This is a genomic window from Camelimonas sp. FR25 (assembly GCF_059740505.1).
Genome location: NZ_JCAWFG010000076.1, coordinates 17,708 through 37,266, shown reverse-complemented (window position 1 = coordinate 37,266; position 19,559 = coordinate 17,708). Strand labels below are relative to the sequence as shown.

Annotated in this window: 16 protein-coding genes; 8 read left to right on the top strand and 8 right to left on the bottom strand. The window is 66.3% G+C overall.

Annotated elements, in window-relative coordinates; translation table 11 throughout:
• Positions 1-526 precede the first annotated feature (526 nt).
• Complete coding sequence (locus AC6A67_RS08985; protein WP_498036278.1) at positions 527-1,336, top strand: helix-turn-helix transcriptional regulator; 810 nt, start codon at positions 527-529, stop codon at positions 1,334-1,336.
• Positions 1,337-1,697: 361 nt separating this feature from the next.
• Here AC6A67_RS08985 and AC6A67_RS08980 read toward each other — a convergent pair whose 3' ends face one another.
• Together AC6A67_RS08980 and AC6A67_RS08975 are read right to left on the bottom strand one after the other, a co-directional pair.
• Positions 1,698-2,147, bottom strand: coding sequence for a VanZ family protein (locus AC6A67_RS08980; RefSeq protein ID WP_498036213.1), 450 nt, complete (start codon positions 2,145-2,147; stop codon positions 1,698-1,700).
• A 361-nt stretch (positions 2,148-2,508) separates the two neighbouring features.
• Complete coding sequence (locus tag AC6A67_RS08975; protein ID WP_498036212.1) at positions 2,509-3,225, bottom strand: LuxR C-terminal-related transcriptional regulator; 717 nt, start codon at positions 3,223-3,225, stop codon at positions 2,509-2,511.
• Between the two features lie 685 nt (positions 3,226-3,910).
• Here AC6A67_RS08975 and AC6A67_RS08970 point away from each other — a divergent pair.
• Positions 3,911-5,746, top strand: coding sequence for a polysaccharide biosynthesis tyrosine autokinase (locus tag AC6A67_RS08970; protein WP_498036211.1), 1,836 nt, complete (start codon positions 3,911-3,913; stop codon positions 5,744-5,746).
• A 401-nt stretch (positions 5,747-6,147) separates the two neighbouring features.
• On the top strand, positions 6,148-7,116 hold the full coding sequence (locus AC6A67_RS08965) for an OmpA family protein (protein WP_498036210.1): 969 nt from the start codon (positions 6,148-6,150) through the stop codon (positions 7,114-7,116).
• A gap of 173 nt (positions 7,117-7,289) precedes the next feature.
• On the opposite strand, the gene AC6A67_RS08960 is transcribed toward AC6A67_RS08965, so the two are convergent.
• The gene (locus AC6A67_RS08960; protein WP_498036209.1) at positions 7,290-7,904 is read right to left on the bottom strand and encodes a TetR/AcrR family transcriptional regulator; all 615 of its coding nucleotides are present in this window, start codon (positions 7,902-7,904) and stop codon (positions 7,290-7,292) included.
• Positions 7,905-8,007: 103 nt separating this feature from the next.
• Entirely contained in the window at positions 8,008-8,157 is a 150-nt protein-coding gene (locus tag AC6A67_RS08955; RefSeq protein WP_498036208.1) for a hypothetical protein, read from the bottom strand.
• 147 nt (positions 8,158-8,304) lie between these two features.
• On the opposite strand from AC6A67_RS08955, the gene AC6A67_RS08950 reads away from it, so the two are divergent.
• The 4 genes from AC6A67_RS08950 to AC6A67_RS08935 all read left to right on the top strand — a co-directional run bounded on the left by AC6A67_RS08950 (position 8,305) and on the right by AC6A67_RS08935 (position 14,971).
• The gene (locus tag AC6A67_RS08950; RefSeq protein WP_498036207.1) at positions 8,305-8,928 is read left to right on the top strand and encodes an NADPH-dependent FMN reductase; all 624 of its coding nucleotides are present in this window, start codon (positions 8,305-8,307) and stop codon (positions 8,926-8,928) included.
• A gap of 196 nt (positions 8,929-9,124) precedes the next feature.
• Positions 9,125-10,795, top strand: coding sequence for an acyl-CoA synthetase (locus tag AC6A67_RS08945; RefSeq protein WP_498036206.1), 1,671 nt, complete (start codon positions 9,125-9,127; stop codon positions 10,793-10,795).
• Positions 10,796-10,870: 75 nt separating this feature from the next.
• The gene (locus AC6A67_RS08940; protein WP_498036205.1) at positions 10,871-12,310 is read left to right on the top strand and encodes a 4-hydroxyphenylacetate 3-hydroxylase N-terminal domain-containing protein; all 1,440 of its coding nucleotides are present in this window, start codon (positions 10,871-10,873) and stop codon (positions 12,308-12,310) included.
• Between the two features lie 327 nt (positions 12,311-12,637).
• Entirely contained in the window at positions 12,638-14,971 is a 2,334-nt protein-coding gene (locus tag AC6A67_RS08935; protein WP_498036204.1) for an acyl-CoA dehydrogenase family protein, read from the top strand.
• Between the two features lie 52 nt (positions 14,972-15,023).
• Here AC6A67_RS08935 and AC6A67_RS08930 read toward each other — a convergent pair whose 3' ends face one another.
• Positions 15,024-16,043, bottom strand: a complete 1,020-nt coding sequence (locus AC6A67_RS08930) for an LLM class flavin-dependent oxidoreductase (RefSeq protein WP_498036203.1) — start codon at positions 16,041-16,043, stop codon at positions 15,024-15,026.
• Between the two features lie 371 nt (positions 16,044-16,414).
• On the opposite strand from AC6A67_RS08930, the gene AC6A67_RS08925 reads away from it, so the two are divergent.
• A complete protein-coding gene (locus AC6A67_RS08925; protein WP_498036202.1) occupies positions 16,415-16,738 on the top strand; it encodes a YnfA family protein in 324 nt (107 codons plus the stop codon).
• Positions 16,739-16,893: 155 nt separating this feature from the next.
• Here the strand turns inward: AC6A67_RS08925 and AC6A67_RS08920 are convergent, their stop codons facing one another.
• The 3 genes from AC6A67_RS08920 to AC6A67_RS08910 are packed head-to-tail and all read right to left on the bottom strand — an operon-like array spanning position 16,894 to position 19,368.
• The gene (locus AC6A67_RS08920) at positions 16,894-17,352 is read right to left on the bottom strand and encodes a very short patch repair endonuclease (protein WP_498036201.1); all 459 of its coding nucleotides are present in this window, start codon (positions 17,350-17,352) and stop codon (positions 16,894-16,896) included.
• The gene (locus AC6A67_RS08915; protein WP_498036200.1) at positions 17,333-18,172 is read right to left on the bottom strand and encodes a GIY-YIG nuclease family protein; all 840 of its coding nucleotides are present in this window, start codon (positions 18,170-18,172) and stop codon (positions 17,333-17,335) included. Before AC6A67_RS08915 ends, AC6A67_RS08920 begins: the two co-directional genes overlap by 20 nt.
• On the bottom strand, positions 18,169-19,368 hold the full coding sequence (locus tag AC6A67_RS08910; protein WP_498036199.1) for a DNA cytosine methyltransferase: 1,200 nt from the start codon (positions 19,366-19,368) through the stop codon (positions 18,169-18,171). Before AC6A67_RS08910 ends, AC6A67_RS08915 begins: the two co-directional genes overlap by 4 nt.
• Positions 19,369-19,559: the final 191 nt, after the last annotated feature.

Here is a 19,559-nt window from a genome sequence, read left to right as displayed (position 1 = left end):
GATGCATGGTTAATATTTGCTTTGTCAGGCGCTTTCGCCTGAAATATTTCAACGTCTTTGCATAAACGGCGACGTAAGGCCCATCATTTGCAAACAGTCCCTTTGAATATTTCAAATTTTCTTAGGTAATTTCTAATCTTCAGCGTAGCCATTGCAAGTTATCACGGGCGACGCTGGAGTTTTCGCGGAAACTTTTTTGGTCAACGCCCGTTCCTTCTCCTGAGAGACGGGCTTATGTTTGCAGCAACGTCAGCACCAACAAGGTCGGCGACCATCCTAACGGTCTCCAGATTGGCCCAATGTTGTTGCGTGACGTTCTTTCCGGGTGTGGAACGGACAGAAGCCGGCCCCAGCAGCACGGAAGCGGCTGGGGCTGATGGGACGTGACGGTCAAGCCAGAACGCCAGCAGGGCGTCGCGCACAGCGGCCCTTCAAAGGGCGCAGGAGGGGCGGACCGGCGCAATATCCCGCTGATGATACGGCAGCGCTGCAAGGCCTGCGGCCACAGGAGGCGTTCGTGACAGAAATGACAGGTGTGATGCAGGGATTGGGACGGGCGCCCAATCTGGATGTTGGCGGTATGGTGCGGGCGCGCCAGGGAATGCGGACACAGGCCCCGCTGCGCCGCTCCCCCTATGCGGCGGTTGCGTCGCTGGACAGTCCTGACGCAATGGTGGCTGAGGATTGCGTTTTCACCGTGGTGATTGAGCCAAAGGGTTTTTTCCGGGACTGCGTCCTGTCCTCCCTTGCCGGCGTCACTCCCGTGGAGAGCCTGCTGGCTTTCGATACCGTCGCCGATTGGGCCGCCAGCTCGGCGGTCACCACCACGGAGCTGGTGATCCTGTGGCAGGATGACGGTTCACCGGAGGCGCTCGCCGCTATTGAAAAGCGCATCCTGGATATCCGCGCCATCTGTCCCGACTCGCCTCTGGCGCTGATGTCGCAGCTGCAGGACGTGGACTTTGTCCAGCGGGTGATGAACGCTGGGGCTAACGCCTTTATTCCGACCAGCCTCGGGTTCGAAGCGACGCTGCGTGTGTTCGACCTTGTCAGGGCCGGCGGCACCTTCATCCCCGCTTCGTGCCTGACGCATGCGGCGCGACAGCAGGCGCCCCAGGCCCCGGGATCAGCCGAACTGGCCGGACTGTTTTCGCCGAAGCAGCTTGCCGTTGCCCGCGCCCTCCGCAAGGGTATGCCGAACAAGCTGATCGCCTATGAGCTGAACATGTGTGAAAGCACGGTGAAGGTGCATGTGCGCACCATCATGAAGAAGCTCAAGGCGCGCAACCGTACGGAAGTCGCGTTCCTCACCCAGAGCCTTGGATCACATTCCTGATGCGCGCGGCGGCACGATCCCGCGCCTGCATGAGGCCAGGCGACTGAAGCTGGATGCCGGCGGCGTTGCGCCGCCGGAGGTGGGGGGGTGTGCGGGACGCGCGCCATCCACAACCGCGGCATGGCGCCGACGCGAAACAGGCCCGGCAGTGCGCCGCGTGGTTCACTGAATAAGGCTCCGGCGACACGTCGTCGGACGCGGCAGGACCTGGCGCGCCCTGGCCAGACATGCGGGCGCGACGCGCGTCAGACGCACAATAACCGCCATAAGATGCGCATCGCCGAATAGCTGCGTCGCGCGCCTTCGAACCTCAAAACAAGCCGACTGCATGCATACGATCCGGCCCGATGCCGCCGCTGCGTCAGCGCGCCTTGCTCTCTGATCGCGCGTCGTTCACCTTATGCGCCGGGCCGATCCGCCTGATCAGCGCGAGCGCCAGCCATGTCAGCCAGACGCCAGTGACGGCCCCTGCTGCGCTGGCGATGAAATCCGTAATATTGGCGGTGCGGCCTGGTGAGGCGGTCTGGGCGACCTCCAAGGCTGCGGCGAGCAGCACCAGCAACGCCGTCAGAACGGCCAGCGACCGGCGGCTGGCGAAGGCGCAGGCGACACAGATGCCCGTCAGAAAATAGGCTAAAAAATGCTCCACATCCTTGGGCAAAGCGGTGCGATGTTGCATCTGGCCGGGGATCAGCGACAGCCACAGTAGCAGCAGCACTGCCGCCGCCAGCGCGCTGCGCGCCACAGCGCGCAGTCTGGAGCGCAGTTCGGGGCGCACAAGCCAGCGCAGGCTGTCGGCAAATCCGGGCAAGCGGGTTGGGAGATTCCAACGGCTGACCGGGCCGTGCTCCACGGTCGCCGTCGCCACAGGGCGTTCGTTTCGCGATTGTGTCATAGCGGGATACGTGGCGCGGCAGCCAGCCTTTCTCGATTGCGTGCACGATGGTCGGACGCCGTGCGGCGCCTGTGCATCACAGGGCGCAGATGCGGCGATATCATCGCATCCAGCGTCATGCGTCGCCGCAGCGTCCTTCAGCGGCGATCCGGGGTCAAATGGGAGCGTGTGCTGGCGGCCAATCCGCGCCCCGCAAGACCAGGTGATCGGCGTTGGCGGGATGCGCCTCGCGGCGTTGTATCGCGAACTGGTATGGCCAGTTCAGGGCGGCGACAGTCTAACTATTGTCCATGAACAGGCCCTGCGTGCGGAAAGCCACCTCAGTGCGATTCTTGACCTTGAGCTTCTTTATAATATTGCGAACGTGAACCTTGACAGTACTCTCGCTCATGCCGAGCTCAAGGGCGATCACCTTGTTGGGCTGGCCCTTGCGCAGGGCGCGCGCCACCTCCAGTTCGCGCGGTGAGAACAGACGCAACAGGCCAGGGTCGGGGGCGGCCTCGCCGGCTTGCTGGCGGGAGGGGCCGAGCAGGCTGGCTGGCACATAGACGCCGCCAGCGCGGATCAGCTTGAGCGCGTGGATAGTGACGTCCAGCGATGAATCCAGCGACAGGTAGCCACGCGCGCCAAGCCGGATCACTTCAGTGGCCTGCTGGGCGTCGTCGCCATTGGCCAGCACGACGATGGCGGCCTGCGGCGCAAAACCTTGCATGGCGGCGAAAACGGTCTCCACCTGTAGAGCGGCGGGTTCAGGCTGCAACGCCATGCAGCAATAGATCACCAGGCTGACGGCCTCCGGCTGGCCATGGGCGAGCCACGCGTCGACGCTGGCGAAGGCGGCGTATTCGCTGCCGGCATCGGCGCCGCTCATCGAGCGCACCAGGCATTCGCGCACCAGCGCCCTGGGGTCGATGACAATGGTCACCCGGCCATCGCCGCCATCGCCGGCGGCAGGCGGGCGGGGGTGAACCATGGCGCGCGGGCTAAACTGCATCGGGCGCCCTCCCGACATCCACCTGTCTGGCGCTGCGCCAGCCCGGTTGCAGTCCGCCAAGCCGGTCGTTGGGCGCCGCGACGCGCCATGCGGTTGCGGGCTGCGGCGGTGCGAGAGTGAAGGGAGGGTGTCGCATGGGCATGGTCGCAATCCGGCAGCGGTGGCGGGCGCCAGGACAGGCGCACTGCCCCAGGGTTGGCATGCAGTGGGGCGCGCATGGTGGTGGACCCTGTCGCAATGGCGCGGCGCCTTACCAAGCGTCATTTCAGGGACCTGCGGGCCTGTTCTCTCATCTTGGGTGTCAGGACGGGGATGTCATCGCTGCAAAATGGACAAGCTGGCTCATCCCTTCGGATTAGTCTTGATGTACCAGTTTTTCCGGCGCCTCTCAGCCAAGCGTAGACGTTGCTATACATTCGCCAGCCCCACGTCGCCGGGCGGCGCCGCTCTCGTCATCGGCCGAACCAGCAGGGCGCAGCGCCCATAAGGACGCGCATGGGCGCAACAGGCGCAGGCCTTACCCATTTTGAGCGTATTTGGGCAGCGTTGGGCTCACCTTAGGATAACTCAACGCGGCGCCGTGCCGTCATGAAACCGGGCCGCCGCGCCGCAACGGATGCGCTGCCCGCCTCGCGCGAGCTGGACGCCACCTATGGCAGGATCGGATTTTAACAGGGACATGGTGGTGGCCCGTCCCGCGATGGGTCCCAGGCCAGATGTGTCGGCTTTGGCTGACGCCTTCGTCAGCTTTGCCGACATTGGCCGGCTACTGCGCCGCTATGGCCCGTTTGTCGCCGCGTTGACCTGTGTCGGACTGCTGGGCGGCCTGGGCTGGGCGATGCTGACGCCGACGGCCTATACGGCCACGGCGCAGCTGGTGATTGACCCCAAGGCCGTGCAATTGTCCCGCGAAGAAGCGCGCGAGCATCCGGCGACGGTAGAAACGGCCCAGGTCGAGAGCCAGATGGCGGTGATGCGCTCCGAGCGGATCGCCGCCCAGGTCATCCGTCAGCTGGATCTCACGAAGGAGCCGCCGTTCGCCAAAGCCGCCCAGGGCGTCAGCGATGCGGATGTCGCCTTGCAACTCGCGGCGCAAACCTTCGTCAACCGGCTCAATGTCCGGCGCCAGGGCCCGTCCTATGTCATTGACGTCAGCTTTTCGGCTCCGGAGCCGCGGCTGGCCGCGCGCATCGCCACGGGCGTCGCCGAGGCCTATGTGGCCGACGCGCGGGAGGCGCGTACCGGCGCGGCGCGCATCGGCGCCGAGTGGCTGGAGCGGCGGGTGGCGCAATTGCGCCAGAACATGAATGATGCGGCCCTTGCCCTGCAGGAGTTCAAGGCCGGGCGCGACTATCGCATCTACCGTCGCGCGCCGTCGCCAGCTGCCGCAGCGTCTGGCGGTGACGCGGCGGTCGCGGGCGCGGACGGCGAGGCAGCTGCTGCGCCTGACGGCGCTGTCCGCTTTGACCGCAACACCCTTGAAGAGCTGGAGACCACGGCGCAGTCCTACCGCAAGATCTATGAATCGGCGCTGCAAGGCTACGCCGAAGCGGTGCAGCGCCAGTCCAATCCGCTGATCGACACCCGGGTTCTGGCCCCCGCCACGCCGCCGCTTGGCAAAAGCCAGCCACGACCCAAACTGCTGATGGCGTTGGGCGCCTTGCTGGGCCTGTTGGGGGGAACCGGCCTCGCTGTGCTGCACTGGAACCTCGATCGCAGCCTGCGCACGCCGGGCGACGCGCGCGCCGCCATGCAGACGCCCTGCCTTGGCGTGCTGCCCATGGTCTGGCGTCCGGCGTTGCGACGCGGCTGGTTCGCCGGGGGCAGCCTGCGGGTCCGGCTGCGTTCCTTCCTGTTGCGCCTGGGGCGCAGGTTTTACCCCTCGGGGCTCGCCCTGTTTCGCAACTGGAACTTCATCCGCCCCGATGATTTTCAGCAATCCATGGCCAATGCAGTGACCCTGATGGCGACGCTGGAACGTGACAATGACGTGCGCACCATTGGCGTCACCTCGGCCCGGCGTGGGGAGGGCAAGAGCACCGTGGCCGGCAATCTCGCCTGCCTTTTGGCCGCCTCCGGCTATCGCATCCTGCTGATCGACGCCGATTTCCGCCACGCCGCCCTCAGCCGCGCCGCCGGCTTCCGCCACAATGGCCAGGGTCTCGCCCATGTGCTGCTCGGGCGCGCCCATGTACGCGACAGCCTGGTGGCGGCGCCCGCCAGCGGCGTCACCCTGCTCCCGGCGGAAGCCAGCGCGGGCGCCACCTTCGACGCCCTGCTCGGCTCCGCCGCCATGGGCGAATGCCTCGACGAGGCGGTCGCCGGCCATGATGTCGTGATCATCGACCTGCCGTCGCTGGAAGATGGGCCAGCGGCGCTGGCGGCGGCGCCGTTGCTCAGCGGCATGCTGGTGATCGTGCAATGGGGGGCGACGACCGCCCAGGCCGCCGCCAGCACGGTGGACGACTTGCGTGGCGTCGGCGGTCGCGTCATTGGCTCGATCCTCAACAAGGCGGCCTGACCAGCGCCAGCGCAAGCTGTGACGGAGGGCTCCGCCGGTACAGATGATGCGTCTGCCCCGGCGGCTGACACGGGATGTCAGCGCATTGGCGACGCTGTTCGCAGTGTTTTGATCGCACTGAGGGTCAAGGAAGACACAAATACGCATCGCCCATAAGGTTAGCTGCCGTGTGCACATGGACCCAGCGCCATTCGCCCTGATACATTTGACCAAATGCGCCGTTACGTGGCGTGGGTGGGAATGTTGTCTGGAGGATATGATGGGACGTTTGCCGTCCGTGGCGCCGCATGCGTCAGAAGTCGCGTGCTGCAACGCCGCGCGTCTGCTTGCCGTGGGACAAGCCGCCGCTCTGCTTGTCCGATGCGCGACGCGTCCTGCGGCGGGGCGTTGGCCTCGCTGCTGTGGCTGGCTTCCTCAGCCTGGCGTTGGCCCTTGCGGCGCCAGGCGCGCAGGCGGCGGACCATCCGCTAGTCGGCAGCTACAATGGCGGTGAGCAACTCGCTGACAGCACTGTGGACTATGATGAAGCCTGGATCATGGCGGGGCCGGTGAAGGCCTCGCCGCGCGATGTCAATGGCGAGGGCTGGAGCCGCCTCGAAGGCAAGATCCGCTATCTGTATTATCGCATTCCTGCAGGCGTAAGCTCGCTGGCGGTGCAGCGCAATTTCCTCGACAGCCTGAAGGCACGGGGCGTCGAGGTGAAATTTAACTGCACGGTGGTCGACGGCTCGTGCTTCATCGGCGGCAAACAGGAGCCGGGCGTGGCGCTGGGCCTGCTGCTTGACACCCCGACCGCCATGCCAGGGCTTAGCGTCGGCCTCGTACGTAACCTCTTCAATGATCCGAAGGCGCGCTACATTTACGGCGTCGGCGACGCTGGCGGCGCTACGGCGCATATCGCCATCGCCATCACGGGCGGCACGGACAAGCCGGGCCATGTCATCGTCCGGGTGATTGAGTCCACCGCCATGCCGACCAACCAGATCAGCGTCGTCGGCGCCGACAGCCTGAAGAGCCAGCTGGACGCAAAAGGCGCGGTTAGCCTCTACGGCGTGCTGTTTGACGTCGACAAGGCCGACATCAAACCTCAGTCGGCAGATCAGCTGCAACAGATCGCCAGCCTGCTGAAGGCCAATCCGGCGCTGAAGCTGGAGGTGGTCGGCCATACCGATGACCAGGGCGGGCCGGAGTGCAATCTCAGACTGTCTGACGCCCGCGCCAGAGCGGTGGTGGCGGCGCTGGTCGCCGAGGGCGTGGAGGCCAGCCGGCTGACCGCCGCCGGCAAGGGCATGAGCGCGCCGGTCGCCAGCAACGCCAATGACGCGGGCCGGGCGCAGAACCGACGGGTCGAACTGCTGCGCCGCAACTGACGCCAGAACCCGGTGAACATGGCTCATCGGGTTCTGGTCAAACCTGTGCGGCGACGGAGCATGTCAGGTCGCGGATGCGCCTGCATTTTCGCGGCCTGGTGTGAGGCGCAGCATCCACCAGGCAGGCGGAGGTCAGGCCCGCGCGGGGACGCGCCCTGACAGCGTCCCGCCGCTCAGGGCCGCGCCAGCAGATCCATCGCCTGCTTGAAGAATCGCCGGCGCCCGCCGCCATCGAACAGTTGCAATTGCGCGATGTTGACCGACATCAGGATGCGCGAGCGCACCTCGGCCTCGGCGTCGTCAAAGCCGAGGTCGTGAAAGGCTTCCTTAAGGAAGGCCAGCACCTGGGCCTCCGCCTCGCGCACGGTGGCGGCGGCGCGTGGGTCCATGGTCGCCCAGATGCGCATGGCGCGATCGAGTTCGAACGTGCCTTCGACGATGCTTAGCCGCGCCAGCTCCCGCACCCGGCTGAGCGGGTCAGGATCGTCAAACGAGGTGCGGTCGAGAACGCCGCGCACCTTATCGACGCTGTAGCTGGCCGCCAGCGCGCCGAGGTAATCCTCAAAGTCACTGAAATGGTGATAGAAACTGCCGGTCGAGACGCCAAGTCGCCTGGTCAGCGCCGCCAGCTTGACGGCGGAAATGCCCTGTTTGCGCAGGATGTGCTGGCCGGCGTCGAGCCAGTTCTCCCGCGTCAGGCGCCCATCGGCGCGGGCGCGACCGCGCGCCGGGCGGGCGCGGGTTTCCGTCTCAGCATTGCGCGCCTTGAGCGGAAAAGCATTCGTCATCCGGCCGGGTTCCTTCCTTACAGGCGTGGGCGTCATAGCACCCGTGCATGCGCTTGACGACTTTGTGCGGGGCGCACAAGTCCTAACGCAAACGCCTGATGTATCAATTGATCGTCCGGACAACAGCGCGCCAGCGAAAGGCCGCTGCGCCATTGTCCAGGCGCTTCAGCGCGGCGTGGGCGGCGCCCAGACGCCAGGTTTCATGTCGTTGTGTTTCAAGAAAGGCACACGATTTCAAGGCGTTGCCTTCCATACCGCCTGCGGGGAGCAGCAGAAAATGCACAGGCAGCGGATTGACAATAACATAAGTTATCTTATTTTGAAGCCAAATGGCGGCGTCGCAACGTCGCAACGTCGCACAACGGCACCGCTCCGTTCGGGCGGAAGGGAGAGACTGCAGATGACCCGACCCCTCATCGTTGGCGTAGGCGGCACCACCCGCCAGAATTCATCGTCGGAACTCGCATTGAGGGTCGCCCTGTCGCACGCCGCCGCCGCTGGCGCGGACACCATGATTTTCACCGGTCCCGATCTGAACCTGCCGATGTATGGCGCCGAAGATGACACGCGCACCGAAGCGATCACCCGCTATATCGACGCCATCCGCCGGGCCGACGGGGTGATCATCGCGTCCCCTGGCTATCATGGCTCGCTGTCCGGACTGCTGAAAAACGCGCTCGATTATATCGAGGATCTGCGCGGTGAGGCCGCGCCTTATCTCGATGGTCGCGCAGTCGGCTGCATCGTCAGCGCCTATGGCGCCCAGGCCATGGGCACGACGCTGACCGCGATGCGCAGCATCGTCCACGCCCTGCGCGGCTGGCCGACGCCGATGGCGGCGGCTTTCAGCGCCGTGACGCCGGTGTTCGACGCCGACGGTCGTTGCCTTGACGAGGCGCTTGACCAGCAGTTGCGCACGCTCGGGCGCCAGGTGGTGGATTTCGCGCAGATGCGCGCCTTGCACGACGATGCGCGCCAGCCTGGGCCGCGGACCAGCGCAAACTTGCGCGTCGCCTGCGGCTAAGACCAGGCTTGCGCCGTTCCGGTCAGGCGTGCGCCAGCGGTTTCGTGGTCGCGCACGAGGCGGCGCTGGCGCAGGGATATGCAGCAATGCTGCGCCGGGTTCCGGTCCGGCGCGGTGGTATGGCCGATGACGTCGCAGGACGCGGGGCCGCACGCTCACAACAACGGTCAACAACAACAGCGATCGGGGGAACGCCATGGCGGAAGCAGCGCTGGCTGCCGTTGAGCAAAGCGGAGACGGCCTGGGCGGGGCAGGCGACACGGCATTGGCCGCCCAACTGGCTCCCTGGCTGGCGCTGGCCGCACCGCATGGCGGCGTCGCAGCTGGCTTGCGGCTGTCGCAGGCGCTGCAGCGCTGCGTCCGGCTGCGCGGCGGGGCGACCGCCGTGGTCGATGGCGACATCAGCCTGACCTGGCTGCAGTTCGCCGAGCGGGCGACGCGCCTCGCCGGCGCGTTGCAAGGCCTCGGCATGAAAGATGGCGACCGCATCTGCATGCTGGCCAATAACAGCCACCGCTATCTGGAATTCTACTTCGGCGTTCCATGGGGCGGCGGCGTGTTCACGCCGCTCAACTTCCGCCTTGCCCTGCCGGAGCTTGTGGCCATCGTCAGCCACGCCGGGGCCAATGTGCTGATCGTTGACGACGCCTGGGCGGAGCTGGGCGCCCAGGTTGCGGCGGCGGCGGGCGTCGCCTGCCTTATCCATGCGGGCGACGGGCCGACCCCGGCTGGCATGCTGGCCTATGAGGAGTTACTGGCGGCGGCGTCGCCTGCGCCAGATCGTGGTCGCGGCGGCGATGATGTGGCGGCGCTGTTTTATACCAGCGGCAGCACCGGCGCCCCCAAGGGCGTGATGCACACCCATGCCAATATTCTTTACAGCGCCGTGAGCTATGCCGCCGCCATCAGGCTGGATGAGGAGAGCGTGGCGCTGATTTCCGGCCCGCTGTTCCATGTCGGGGCCGCTGGCATCTGCATTCCGGCCATGGTCGCCGGCGGGCGTATCGTGCTGTTGCCGAAATTCGAGCCAGCCCCGGTGGCGCGCGCCATCAGCGCCTATGGCGTGACCGTGACCTCGCTGGTGCCGACCATGCTGCGCATGGTGCTCGACGATCCGGCCAGCCGCGACAATGATCTGAGCAGCCTGCGCACGCTTCTCTATGGCGCGGCGCCCATGCCGGAAAGCCTGCTGAATGAGGCGCTGGCTTTGATGCCGGAGGCGCATTTCATCCATTGCTACGGCATGACCGAAGCGACCGCCTCCTGCACCGCGCTGCCTTCGCGTTACGTCTCGACCCACCGCCATGAGGGCAAGGTGAAATCCTGTGGCCGGGCGCTGACCGGGCTGGATGTGGCGGTGTTCGATCCCGACGGCGCGCCGCTGCCGCCTGGCGAGATGGGGGAGATTGGGGTGCGCGGCCCGACGGTGATGCTGGGCTACTGGCGCGAACCGGAACTGACCGCCCGCACCATCCGCGACGGCTGGCTGCACACCGGCGATCTCGGTTACCAGGATGCGGAAGGCTTTGTCTATCTGGTCGACCGCCTCAAGGACATGATCATCACCGGCGGCGAGAACGTCTATTCCTCCGAGGTCGAGGACGTCATCTATTCCTTGCCGGGCGTGTCGCAATGCGCGGTGATCGGCGTGCCGCATCCGCGCTGGGGCGAGCAGGTGCACGCCATCATCGCCATGGCCCCGGGCGCCGACCTTACGGAAGAGGCGGTGATCGCCCACTGCCGCAGCCGCATAGCCGGTTACAAATGCCCGCGCTCCGTCGATCTGCGCACCGAGCCGTTGCCGCTGAGCGGCGCCAACAAGATCAACAAGCCGTTGCTACGCAAGAGCGTGCAGGCGCCTGGTTAACCGGGGCGGCCGCGGTCGCCCCCCACGTCCAAACACGAAGTCCAATATCTGGAAACGCAGTCCTGGAGAGACGTTATGGCTCTGAAAACGCCTGAACAATACTATGAATCCCTGCGCGACGGGCGCGTCACCTATTGGGACGGCGAGGATATTCCCGACATCACCCAGAACGCCCGCTTCCGCGTGCCGCTGGCGCTGATCGCCCATGACTACGAATACAACGACCCGGACCTCGGCCATCTGCGCCGCTACACCACGGAAGACGGATCGGAAGCGCACCGCATCTATCAGGTGCCGCGCACCGCGGAAGACCTGCAGACCCGCGTCGACATGCTGATGCACACCTCGATCGGCACCGCCGTGTCGGGCGTGTTCATGGCGCTGTTGCAGTGCGTTGACGACATCCGCGCCGTCAATCCAATGTACGCCGACAACATCGAGCGTATTTACAAATATTGCCGCGACAACGACCTGCGCGGCGCCGAGGTGATCACCGACCCCAAGGGCGACCGCAAGCGTCGCGCCCATGAGCAGGACGATCCGGACATGTATGTCCGCATCGTTGAGCGCCGTAAGGATGGCATCGTGGTGCGCGGCGCCAAGCTGCACATCACCGCCGCCTCCTGCATCCATGAGCTGGTGGTGATGCCGACCAAGGGCATGCGTCAGGATGAGACCGATTACGCGGTGTCATTCTCGATCCCGGTCAACACCCCTGGCGTCAAGATCATCAACCGCTCGTTTGCGCCGGCGGAACTGAACGCCTTCGACTATCCGGCGTCCTCGCATCACTCGATGCCGGAAGGCATGGTGATCTTCGACGACGTGTTCGTGCCGTGGGAGCGCGTGTTCCTCGCCGGCGAAGTGCAGCTGGCCTCCAAGCTGGCCCAGTCGCTCGGCCTGTGGGAGCGCACCGGCGGCGTCATCGAAGCGGTGCGCATGTCGGAGCTGTTCGTCGGCCTCGCCCAGCTGGTCACCGAGATGCAGGGCAAGGAGAACGACGCAATCGCCCAGAGCTCGATCGCCGAGCTGATCACCTATGCCGAGATGCTGCGCATGTCGCTCGACTATTCGCTGCGTCACTATGAGACCACGCCCTCGGGCATGGTGCATCCCAACACCCTCGGCATCAACGCCGCCAAGTATTACTACGCCGCCAACTTCCACCAGACGGTCAAATATCTGCATGATCTGTCCGGCGGCCTGGTGCTGACGCTGCCGCTGGAAAGCGACCTGCGCAATCCGGAATCCGGCAAATACATCCTGAAGTATCTGGCGACCAAGAAGACCGTCGATGTTGAGACCCGCATGCGCGTCTACAACATGATCCGCGACCTCACTGCCGACGCTTATGGCGGCTGGCAGTTCGTGGTGGCGTTGCAGGCCGGCGGCGGTCTGCCGGCCCAGCGCCTGATGATGAACCGCCTGTATCCGATGGACCAGGCGCGCCAGCGGGCGCTCGCCGCGGCCGGCGCCACCCGCCGCCCGGGCCAGACCCGGCAGGCGGCGGAGTAATCCTGCCGCAAGCGCCATGGCGTCGTCGGTCGCGCAGGCGGACGACGGTGCCGGGCGCTATTCAGGATGCGGATGCGTCAGCATTTTCGCATCCCGGCATTACGCGCTGAATGGTCCGCGCCGGCCCCTTCCAAAGGCTGGCGCGTCGCCTGTTCTGGCGTAGCATAATCCCAGACCCGATGAGCATGCCCCATCGGGGTCTGGTTAAGCCCGTGCGGCGCCTGAGCATTTCAGGATGCGGATGCGTCGCCATCTTCGCATCCTGGTCAAAAACGCAATAACAACAGCAAACCCGCGCCGCCCAGCGGTCGATGACGGGAGGAAATCATGAACGCAGCATCGCCGAAGACCGACGAGATGTTCCGGCAGGAAGTGCGCGCCTGGCTGGCCGAAAACCTCCCGGAAGACCTGACCCGCCGCAATCTCACCGTGGTTCACCCCAGTCGCGCCGACATGCTGGAGATTTCGGCCATCCTGTCGCGGAAGGGCTGGTCCGTGCCTGGCTGGCCGGTGGAGGAGGGCGGCACGGGCTGGACCGCCATGCAGCGCTACATCTTCGAGGCGGAGCTGGTGGCCGCCGGCGCCCCCGTGCACAATATTCAGGGCGTGGCGCTGGTTGGCCCGGTCATCGCCAAATTTGGCACGCCGGAGCAGAAACAGCGGTTCCTGCCCGACATTCGCGAAGGTCGCCTGTACTGGTCCCAGGGTTTCTCCGAGCCGGGCTCGGGCTCTGACCTTGCTTCGCTGCGCACCCGCGCCGTGCGCGAGGGCGACCATTACATCGTCAATGGCCAGAAGATCTGGAACTCGCAGTCGCATTTCTCCGACTGGATCTTCTGCCTGGTGCGCACCGATACCGAGGCCAAGCCGCAGAAGGGCATCTCCTTTCTGCTGGTCGACCTCAAATCGCCTGGCGTCACCGTGCGGCCTATCCAGTCGATCGATGGCGGCGTCAGCCTGTGCGAGGTGTTCTTCGACAATGTGAAAGTTCCCGCCGACCAGCTGGTTGGCGAAGAGAACAAGGGCTGGGACTACGCCAAATGGCTGCTCGGCAATGAGCGCGTCGCCACGGCCAATGTGCCGCGCAACAAGCGCAATCTCGGCCTGCTCAAGCAGATGGCCCAGACCGAGAAGCGCTGGGGCAAGCCGCTAATCGACAGCGATGATCTGCGCCACCGCATCGCCCAAGTCGAGATCGATCTCATCGCCCTTGAGGAGGCGGTGATGCTGGCGCTCGGCGATGACAGCGGCGACGCTGGCCTGCCATCTGTGCTCAAGCTGGAAGGCACTCGCCTGCAGCAGGAGATCCTGCGCATGATGGTGGAGACGCTGGGCGCCTATGGCGCGGCGTTCTATCCCGAGCCGCATGAGCGCGACGGCGCCTATCTGCCGGGCCACGCCCACGGCGTCGACACCATGGGCGATTTCCTGTTCATGCGCGCCGCCACCATCTATGGCGGCTCCAGCGAGGTGCAGCGCAATATTCTGGCGCGGCTGCTGTTGCGCGGCGAGACCGCCAGCCACGCCGTGCGCAATGACGACCAGCGCATGCTGGCCGACAGCGCCGCCGCCTTCGCCCGCAAGCATGATGGCTTCGGCAATCTGAAGAAGCGGCCGCTCGACCGTGAAACGATCCGGGCCACCCTTTCGGCCTTCGTCGACATGGGCTGGACCGGCCTCGGCGTCGCTGAAGAGCTGGGCGGCTATGGCGGCTCCGCCGCCGATCTGGCCGTGGTGGCCGAAGAGCTGGGACGTGGCCTGGTGCATGAGCCGTTCATCGGCTGCGCCGTGGCGCCGGCGGCCCTGCTGGCGCAATTGGGCGCGGGCGATGCGCTGGCGCAGCTGATCGCAGGCGAGACCGTGCTCGCCGTGGCCCATGATGAGCCGGAAGCGCGCGGCAAGGTTGAATGGGTGACCACGCGGGCCCGCAAGGACGGCGACGGCTGGGTGGTGGATGGCCTGAAATGCATGGTGATCGGCGCCTGTGCGGCCGACGCCTTCCTGGTGTCCGCCCGCACCTCAGGCGCCGATGATGCGCGCGCCGGCCTGTCGTTGTTCCGCGTGCCAGCCGACGCCTCAGGCCTTGAGGTGAAGCGCTATCGCACCATCGACAACCAGCAGGTCGCCGATCTGGTGCTCAACAATGTGCGGCTGGGCGCCGATGCACTGCTCGGTGTAGAGGGCGAGGGCTTCGCCGCTATCGACGCCATGACGGCGCGGGTCATCATGGTGGCCAGCGCCGACGCGCTGGGCGCCATGGAGCAGGCCCTGTGGGTGACGCGCGATTATCTGCGCACCCGCAAGCAGTTTGGTCAGGCGCTGGCCGATTTCCAGGCGCTGCAGCACCGCCTGTCCGACATGTTTGTTGAGCTTGAGCTGGCCCGCGCCAGCCTGATGCACGGCCTTGCGGCGCTGGAGCTGGATGACGCCGAGGCGCGCCGCGCCCTGGTGTCGGCCAGCAAGGCGCGCATTGGCCGCGCCGGCTTCTTCATCGGCGCCCAGGGCATCCAGCTGCACGGCGGCATGGGCATGACCGAAGAATGCGTCATCGGCCATTATTTCCGTCGCCTCAAGGTCTATGACACGCTCTACGGCGACGCCTATCACCACACCTGCGCCTTCGCCGAAGCCACTGACCCGCGCGGTCGCGCTGCGGCCTGACGCCGACAGGCATGACGGGGCCAGGGCAGCGATGCCCCGGCCCCGTGCGCCGTTAACGCCAGCCCAGCGCCGGGGCGACGTGTTTGAGGATCATCTCGATCACATGGGCGTTGTAATCGACGCCGAGCTGGTTTGGCACGGTGAGCAGCAGCGTGTCGGCTTCGGCGATGGCCTCATCCTGGCGCAGCTGCTCGACCAGCCGGTCAGGCTCGGCGGCGTAGGATCTGCCGAAAATGGCGCGCATCTGCGCGTCGATCATGCCGATGCTGTCCTCGTCCTTGCTCTGGCCGAAATAGGCCCGGTCGCGATCATCGGTGAGCGCAAAGATCGAGCGCGACACTGAGACGCGCGGCTCGCGCGTATGTCCCGCCTCTTTCCACGCTGCGCGATAGGCGCGGATCTGCTTCGCCTGCTGCACGTGGAACGGCTCGCCGCTTTCGTCCTCTTTCAGTGTCGAGCTCTGCAGATTCATGCCCTTCTGCGCCGCCCAGATGGCGGTGGCGTTCGAGGCCGAGCCCCACCAGATGCGCTCGCGCAGTCCTTCGGAATGTGGCTCAGGCCGCAACAGGCCGGGCGGATTGGGGAACATCGGTTGCGGATTGGGCGTGGCGAAGCCTTCGCCCTTCAGCACATGCAGAAACACCTCGGCGTGGCGGCGGCCGAGATCGGCGTCGGTCTCCCCCTCCTTGGGGGCGTAGCCGAAGAAGCGCCAGCCATCGATCACCTGCTCTGGCGATCCCCGGCTGAGGCCTAGTTGCAGCCGGCCGCCCGAGATCAGGTCCGCGGCGCCAGCGTCCTCCGCCATGTAGAGCGGGTTCTCATAGCGCATGTCGATCACCGCCGTGCCGATCTCGATGCGGCTGGTGCGCGCGCCGACAGCGGCGAGCAGCGGGAACGGCGAGGCCAGCTGCCGGGCGAAATGATGCACGCGGAAATAGGCGCCGTCAGCGCCCAGCTCCTCCGCCGCAACCGCAAGGTCAATCGACTGCAACAGCGCGTCGCCAGCCGATCGTGTGCCTGAATGCGGCGACGGCGCCCAATGGCCAAAGGACAGAAAGCCGATCTTCTTCATCACGTCGTTCCCTGGCGCGTTGCTCCGCCATGATGCGGGGCGTCTGCGCCTGTCGTGTTGGATGCCCGCGCCTTTGGCGCAACAGCCGCGCCACGCAGCGTGGCCGGACAACGCCTGCAAGGGCAGAGCGCAACGCCCCGCCCGCTACAGGCCAGATGCAGGGAATGTGGCGGCCGCACGCCATTTGCGCCAGAGACAGGCTTGCATTCGCGCGCAAAACCCCGCTTGCATGAATGCACGATTGACACCTGGCGGCGAAACCGCCGACGTATCTGCGACCTGCAAAGCCAAGCGCCGCATGGGATTGACCAGAACCTGCCAGGTAATGCCCATGGCGCCCTGGCCTCAAACCGGGCGGACCCAGACGACTGATGAGCATCCCGATTTACATCGGCGCAGCGTTGGCCGAGATCGCCGGCTGTTTCGCTTTCTGGGCCTGGCTGAAGCTGGGGCGCAGCATCTGGTGGCTGGCGCCGGGCATGGCGTCGCTGGCGCTTTTCGCCTGGCTGCTGACGCTGGTCGACAGCGAAGCGGCGGGCCGCGCCTATGCCGCCTATGGCGGCGTCTACATCATGGCGTCGCTGGCCTGGCTATGGGCGTTCGAAGGCGTCCGCCCTGACCGATGGGACATCGCCGGGGCCATCGTCTGTTTGTGTGGCGCGGCGATCATCCTGTTCGGGCCGAGGGGTGGGTGAGGGGCGGCGCCTGCGCCCGCACATTGCGGCCATGGCTAGCGAGCGCGTGCGCCGCGGTCACCAACTGGCAGGCTTGAGCTTTGCAGGTCACGGATGCTCAGGCGCCGCACGGGCTTAACCAGAACCCGATGAGTCATACTCATCGGGTTCTGGTATCAGGGGGCGCGGAAGGGTGTGGAACTCGCGGGAGCGTCGAGAAACGCCTTCAGCCGCGCCACCAGCTCCAGCCGGTCGCGCTGCTTCAGCTGGCACTCCCAGACGACCAGCGGACGCCAGCCCAATTGCTGCAAGGCCTGTAGCGACGCTGCGTCCCGGGCGACATTGCGGCTGATCTTGCTGCGCCAGTAATCGGCATTGGCCGCAGGCGTGCGGGCGCCGCGAGGGCAATCATGGCCGTGCCAGAAGCAGCCATGGATGAAGATCACCTTGCGCCGGCCCGGAAACACCAGATCGGGCGAGCCTGGCAGGTCCTTGCGATGCAGGCGGAATCGGTAGCCCATGCCGTGCAACAGCTGGCGCACCAGCATTTCCGGGCGGGTGTCGGCGCCTTTCACCGCACGCATGACCCGGCTGCGTTCCGCGTTTGGCGCCTTCTCAGGTTTCTTCAGCGGCATCGGCAGTTTCGACCGTGGCGGGCCCCCCCAGCGCCAGATAGCGCCGCTCGGCCAGCCATTGCAGGCGCCGGGCCTGGGTGGTCAGCACCCGGCGCAGGCCCCCCTGAACCTTGCGCTCGGAGATAACCTGCGCCAGCCGGGCGATCACCAGCGCCCGGCGCGCGATGCGGAAATCCGGGTGGGCGCGGATAGCGGCCACGGCGTCCGAGACGATGCGGCCGCGACAAGACGCCGGCGCCTCGATGGCGAAACGCGGCGTTGGCGGGTCTTTTTCGTTCAGCACGGCGCCAAAAGCGCTGCCCGCCAGCGCCCTGGCGTAGACCACATGTTCCAGCGCATTGAGCATGTCGCGGGCGCCTGCGTCGGCGCGCGCCACTCCTTGCAATTGCGGCAGCGGCCACACCTCGATCTCAAACACTTCAAACGGATCGAGCACCGACATGGCCACCGCATCGGTGCGCTGGTTGGTCAGGTGGCGGCGGATGCGGGTGCGCAGCCGCTCATTGGTCTGGCCGACATAAATCGGCTCGCCGTCGTAATCGTAAAAGGCGTAGACGCCCCAGCGCCAGTTACCGACGGGCAGCGTCTCGCCGCCGGCCGGATCGGTGAAAGGCGTGTCGAGAAACACCGCCAGATTGCGTCGCAGATCGTCGGTCTCGAAGGGCGGGGCGGCGTCATTGTCCTTGAAGCGCCCTGCCGCCAGTGGCGCTTGCGGCGTTGGACTCCCAACGGCTGGCCCTGCGCCGTCAGCCTCAGCGCCAAACGGCGCACGCGCCAGCTCATCTGGAAACAGGGACAGCGCATCGCCGCCAGCGCTCACGCGCCGGCCTCCTGGCCAGAGTCCTGCCGGGCTCCGGTCGTGACCTCATCCGCGGCCGTCGCCCGAACGCCCAGCAAGGGCTCAAACAGATGCTGCGCCAGGTGGCGCACTACGGGCGCGGCCACGCCGTCGCCGGTCAGATGGTAGGCCTCATTGTAATTGCGCGGCAGCCGGTAATCATCTGGCAGGCCCATCAGCCGCGCCGTCTCGCGGGCGGAGATCAGCCGGGTGCGGATGCGGGCTCCATCCACCACCATGATCACCTGGCGGCTGGAGCCGCCGGCCGGCGTACGCAGGCAGCCGGCGACGTCATCGAAACGCACCTCGGCGCGCTGCACCTTGGCGCCGCTGGCGTCGAGCCGCGTGCGCTTGTAGATGGCGCCGACCATGCGCCGCCCGGCGCGGCGGGCGGCGTCGACCTTGGCCAGATTGACCGGCGACATCTTGGCCATCAGCGCCCTGGTTTCCGCCGCCGTGTGCCAGGCGACGCTGGCCGGATTGTCCTCGACCAGATCGGCGAAGGCCTGATTACGCAGCGGCGGGGTGGGGATGTTCCACCACAGCCAGTTGGCCCGCGCCTCATCTGACAGGCGGGCCATGGCGTTCTGCAAGCTGCGGGTGTGGAACGGTTCGACGGCGCCTGGGGCGATCAGTCCTGGCGGCGGCGCCAGATCCTTGCGCAGGCCGATGACAAACAGGCGGGGGCGCGACTGCGGCACGAATTGCACGGCGTCGATCACCAGCGCGCCACAGGCATAGCCATGGCTGGCGAAGGTCTGGCACATGGCGGCGAAATCCTGCCCGCCGTGCGAGGTGAGGGCGCCAGTGACATTCTCCAGCGCCACGATGCGCGGGGCCCGGCCTTCGGCGGCAAGGGCGCCGACGATGTCCCAGAATGGATAGAACGTTCCCGAACGCTCGCCCCTGAGGCCCGCGCCATTGCCAGCCAGCGACAGATCCTGGCAGGGGAACGACGCCCAGGCGAGGTCGGCGACCCCGGGCAGCGAATCGGTGGATATCTGGCGAATGTCGCCGACCTTGATCACGCCAGGCGCGCCCCAGTTCGCCTGGTAGGTCAGAGCCTTCTTGTGGTCGAAGTCATTGGCGAACGCACAGCGCCAGCCATCGCCCAGCCCGGCGCGGGCCATGCCGCCGCCTGCGAAAAACTCATAGAATGTCGGGCGCGCGTCGCTCATTGCCTGTTCCGCAACAGCGGCGCAGGCCGCATGTGTTTCCGGTTCGTTCCGCATGGTAACAGGGCGCGCGCCGCGCCGCCAGTGCGGACGCCGGCAATGCGACGCTGGCCAGGTCGCCGCGCGCCTTTGGGATGCGTGCATCACGCGGCGGCGCCGTGCGGCGAGCGCGCCGGCACAGTTCGGGCGTGGAA

What these genes read in the sequence shown, in the direction of transcription:
- AC6A67_RS08940 (WP_498036205.1), top strand. Translation starts at nt 10,871, where the DNA reads ATGGCTCTGAAAACGCCTGAACAATACTATGAATCCCTGCGCGACGGG.
- AC6A67_RS08950 (WP_498036207.1), top strand. Translation starts at nt 8,305, where the DNA reads ATGACCCGACCCCTCATCGTTGGCGTAGGCGGCACCACCCGCCAGAAT.
- AC6A67_RS08945 (WP_498036206.1), top strand. Translation starts at nt 9,125, where the DNA reads ATGGCGGAAGCAGCGCTGGCTGCCGTTGAGCAAAGCGGAGACGGCCTG.
- AC6A67_RS08910 (WP_498036199.1), bottom strand. Translation starts at nt 19,368, where the DNA reads ATGAGCGACGCGCGCCCGACATTCTATGAGTTTTTCGCAGGCGGCGGC.
- AC6A67_RS08960 (WP_498036209.1), bottom strand. Translation starts at nt 7,904, where the DNA reads ATGACGAATGCTTTTCCGCTCAAGGCGCGCAATGCTGAGACGGAAACC.
- AC6A67_RS08925 (WP_498036202.1), top strand. Translation starts at nt 16,415, where the DNA reads ATGAGCATCCCGATTTACATCGGCGCAGCGTTGGCCGAGATCGCCGGC.
- AC6A67_RS08955 (WP_498036208.1), bottom strand. Translation starts at nt 8,157, where the DNA reads ATGGAAGGCAACGCCTTGAAATCGTGTGCCTTTCTTGAAACACAACGA.
- AC6A67_RS08935 (WP_498036204.1), top strand. Translation starts at nt 12,638, where the DNA reads ATGAACGCAGCATCGCCGAAGACCGACGAGATGTTCCGGCAGGAAGTG.
- AC6A67_RS08930 (WP_498036203.1), bottom strand. Translation starts at nt 16,043, where the DNA reads ATGAAGAAGATCGGCTTTCTGTCCTTTGGCCATTGGGCGCCGTCGCCG.
- AC6A67_RS08920 (WP_498036201.1), bottom strand. Translation starts at nt 17,352, where the DNA reads ATGCCGCTGAAGAAACCTGAGAAGGCGCCAAACGCGGAACGCAGCCGG.
- AC6A67_RS08985 (WP_498036278.1), top strand. Translation starts at nt 527, where the DNA reads ATGACAGGTGTGATGCAGGGATTGGGACGGGCGCCCAATCTGGATGTT.
- AC6A67_RS08975 (WP_498036212.1), bottom strand. Translation starts at nt 3,225, where the DNA reads ATGCAGTTTAGCCCGCGCGCCATGGTTCACCCCCGCCCGCCTGCCGCC.